Raw genomic sequence first — 3,304 nt, forward strand, 5'->3', positions numbered from 1 at the left:
TCCGCGAGGGAGCGCGCGCCGTCCGCGACCTGCGCGCTGCCCGTGGCGAGGCGGGCCGCGCCGTCGGCGACCTGCTGCGAGCCGTCGCGCAGCTGGTCGAGCCGGCCGGCGACGTCCTTCACCTGGCCCGCGGCCTCGCCGACCCGGCCCTGCGCGGTGTCCAGCACCTGCTCGATCTCGTCCGCCTGCGCGCGCGTGAGCGTGCCGTCGGCCACCAGCTCGTCGAGCCGCGCGGTGGCCTGCCCGCGCGCGCCCGAGACGGCGGCGACGACGTCGTCCGCGGCGTTCGCGGCCTGGTCCCCGTAGCCGGCGACGGTCGCGTTGCCGGCCGCGACCTGGCGCGCCCCGTCGGCGAGCTCGTCCGCGCCGTCCGCGACCTGCTCCGCCCCCGCGGCGAGCCGCTGCGTGCTCCGCGGCAGCGCCGAGGCGCCGCGCTGCAGCCGGTCGAGGCCCGACGCGAGCTGCCGCGCCCCCGTGTCGGCCGTGACCAGCCCGCCGTGCAGCGTCTGCGCCCCCGACGACAGCGACGCGGCGCCGTCCTCGAGCGTGCCCGCGCCGTCGGCCAGGGTGCTCGCGCCGTCGTGGAGCCGGACGCCGCCGTCGTGCAGCTGTGCGGCGCCGTCGGCGAGCTGCGCCGCGCCGTCGGCCGCGTCGGTGAGGCTGCCCCGGATCTCGGCGAAGCCCGCCAGGAAGGTCTCGGCCGCCTGCGTCCCGACCTGCTCCACGATCGAGTCCCGCACCCGGTCGACGATCGTCGTCGCGATCGTGCGGGCGAGGTAGTTGTTCGCGTCGTTGGTGACGAGCACGAGGCTCGCCTGCGTCGGCTCGAACTCGCCGGAGGACGCCAGGTCGGCGGAGAACGTCGGGCCGATCAGCAGCTCGGCGTCGTAGCGCCCGGACCGCACGCCGTCCGCCGCGTCGGTCGACGTCGTGCGCACCCACCCGAAGCCGCCGTCGCCGCCCGCCAGCTCGTCCGCGACGTCGTCGCCGTAGCTGCGGTGCTCGGTGCGCCCGGTCGTCGGGTCGGTCACGTCCGCGCCCTCGTCCTGCACGACGAGCGCCGCCGGCACCCGGTCGAGGCGGTCGTACGGGTCGTGGTTGGCGAACAGGTAGAGGCCCGCGTAGAGCGACGGGATGAGCGCCATCGCCAGCACCGCGAGGCGCGGCAGCGTGCCGGCGGTGAGGCGGCGCAGCTCGGACAGGCCGAGGCGGATGGCGGTCACGGGTGCTCCAGGTCGGTGTCGACGAGCTCGGTGTGGGTGTGGTCGGTGTCGTCCTCGGCCGGTGGGGGTGCGGGCGGGGTCCAGCGCAGCGCGACGGCCGGCGGGGTGTGGCTGTCGCCCGTCGCGGGCGGCAGCGCGACGCCCAGCGCGCGGGCCGACGGGCGCGTGCATCCGACGAGCACGCCGAGCCCTCGCTCGGCGAGCCGCTGCGCGAGGCCCCACCAGTCGTGCGCGGAGCCGCCGTGGCGGTCGGGCAGCGTGAGGACGAGCATCCGGACCGCGGGGTCCGCGGCCGCCAGCTCGGCCAGCACCTCGACGCGGACGGCGGGCGGCAGCTGGTCGATTCGACGGCCGCGCAGCCCCTCGAGGTGGTGCTCGGCGACCCACCCGGTGACGTCGCGCGGGAGCGCCCGCCGCCCGGCGAGCACGAGGCCCTCGGCGACGACGTCACCGAGGGTCAGGGCGTCGTCCGGCTCGTTCACGCCGGGCACGTCCACCACGGCGGTGGCGTCCCGCAGGCGTCGTGGGCGGCCCGTCACGACGCGGTCGGCCGCGCCGTCGACGACGACGCGCCCCGCGCTGGGCTGCAGGCGCCCGGTCGCGACGAGAGCGAGGGCGGTGTGCCCGTGGCCCGGCTCGGCAGCGACCAGCACGCACTCGCCGGTCGACCAGGTGAGGTCGAACGGCTCGAGCAGCGGCTCGCGCCGCCCGGCGACGGCCACGGACTCCAGGGTGATCTGCACGCGGTCCCACTCCCCCGACGGCTTGCTGACTGGCGGTCAACAACGCTACGCCCTTGTTGACCGATGATCAACAGGAGTGGTACGACGGTCCCGTGACCGCCCCCACCCGCGTCCGCCGGGAGCCCGCCGACCGTCGCCGGGAGCTGCTGGCCGCCGCCGACGCCCTCGCCCGCGAGGACGGGCTGGCCGCGCTCGGTCCCGCGGCGGTCGCCTCCCGCGCCGGCGCGTCCAAGGCGCTCGTCTTCCACTACTTCGGCTCGAACGCCGGACTGCGCCGCGCCGTCGCCGAGCGGGCCGTCGAGGCGCTCGAGCACGCGATCGCGCCGCAGGAGGGCCCGGTCGACGAGCAGCAGCAGCGCGTCGTCACGGCGTTCGTCGACGCAGTCACCGAGCGGCGCCGCATCTGGTGCGACATCTGGGAGGGGGCGCTCGCGGGGGACGGGCCCACCGAGGCGGCCCTCGCGAGGGTCCGGGCCGCGCTCGTCGAACGGCTCGTGGAGAGCGGGGGCGCGGCGCGGTCCACCCCGGCCGCGCGCCTCGTCGCCGCCGGCTGGGTGGCTCTCGTGGAGACGATGACCGCCCGCTGGCTCTCCGGGGCCGACGTCACGCGGGACGAGCTCGAGCGCCTCGTCCTGCGCAGCCTCGCGGTGCTGCCCTGCTGAGCGGGCTACCGCACGACCCGGACCTCCTGGGGCCAGCCGCAGCCGACGGCCACCCGACCCGCCCACATCTTGGCGGTCTCCAGGTCCGGCACGTCGATGACCGTGATCCCGCCCAGGTACTCGACCGGCTCGGTGTACGGACCGTCGGTGATCGACACGGTCCCGCTCGTCGCGTCGGCGGTGAACGCCTCGGCCAGGTCCTCCTCGAGCCCACCGGCGAACACGAGGACCCCGGCCGCCTCCATGTCGCGCACGACCGCGGTGCTCGGCTCCACGCGGGACCGGAACCACTCGGGCGGGTGGTCACCGACCCACTGCTGGTTGAAGTAGATGGCGTACCGCGTCATGTCGCCCCTCCCGTCGGGCCCCGTGCCCTGGCACCACTGTGACGGACGAGCCCGGGCCGGATCGACAGGCCGGCGGGCCGTGGGCGTGGTCCCGTGCTGAAGACGGCGCTGCGACGAGCCGATGGAACACGGTGCCGTCCACCCGATCCTCCCGCGCTCGCCGCGTCCCGCTCGTCGGCGTGCTCGCGGTCGTCCTCGGCGGTGGGCTCGCCGGGTGCGTGCCGCCGGCCGCGGACGGCGCCGGGCCCGGGCGGCCGACGCCGTCGGTCACGACGCCCCCGAGCCGGAGCGCGGCGCCGGCGAGCACCGACCCCGCGCCGACCGGACGG

The 3,304-nt window shown here is 77.2% G+C and carries 4 protein-coding genes; 1 reads left to right on the plus strand and 3 read right to left on the minus strand.

Going from position 1 to position 3,304, the window contains the following annotated elements:
* Both HGCM_RS16835 and HGCM_RS19645 read right to left on the minus strand, forming a co-directional pair.
* The coding region (locus HGCM_RS16835) for a YhgE/Pip domain-containing protein (protein WP_218917032.1) at positions 1–1,223 on the minus strand (1,223 nt) is incomplete at its 3' end.
* Positions 1,220–1,966: a P-loop NTPase family protein gene (locus tag HGCM_RS19645; protein WP_019135670.1), complete on the minus strand. Its 747-nt coding sequence runs from the start codon at positions 1,964–1,966 to the stop codon at positions 1,220–1,222. The genes HGCM_RS16835 and HGCM_RS19645, both read right to left, overlap by 4 nt.
* A 92-nt stretch (positions 1,967–2,058) precedes the next feature.
* Here HGCM_RS19645 and HGCM_RS18715 point away from each other — a divergent pair, with 92 nt between their 5' ends.
* Positions 2,059–2,628, plus strand: a complete 570-nt coding sequence (locus HGCM_RS18715; protein WP_019135671.1) for a TetR/AcrR family transcriptional regulator — start codon at positions 2,059–2,061, stop codon at positions 2,626–2,628.
* A gap of 5 nt (positions 2,629–2,633) precedes the next feature.
* Here HGCM_RS18715 and HGCM_RS04440 read toward each other — a convergent pair whose 3' ends face one another.
* A complete protein-coding gene (locus HGCM_RS04440; RefSeq protein WP_019135672.1) occupies positions 2,634–2,975 on the minus strand; it encodes a YciI family protein in 342 nt (113 codons plus the stop codon).
* Positions 2,976–3,304: the final 329 nt, after the last annotated feature.

Origin of the sequence: Cellulomonas massiliensis JC225, assembly GCF_000312005.1 — a bacterium.
GTDB classification, from domain to species: domain Bacteria; phylum Actinomycetota; class Actinomycetes; order Actinomycetales; family Cellulomonadaceae; genus Cellulomonas; species Cellulomonas massiliensis.

Coding starts and splice junctions, on each gene's coding strand:
- HGCM_RS04440 (WP_019135672.1), bottom strand. CDS start 2,975: ATGACGCGGTACGCCATCTACTTCAACCAGCAGTGGGTCGGTGACCAC.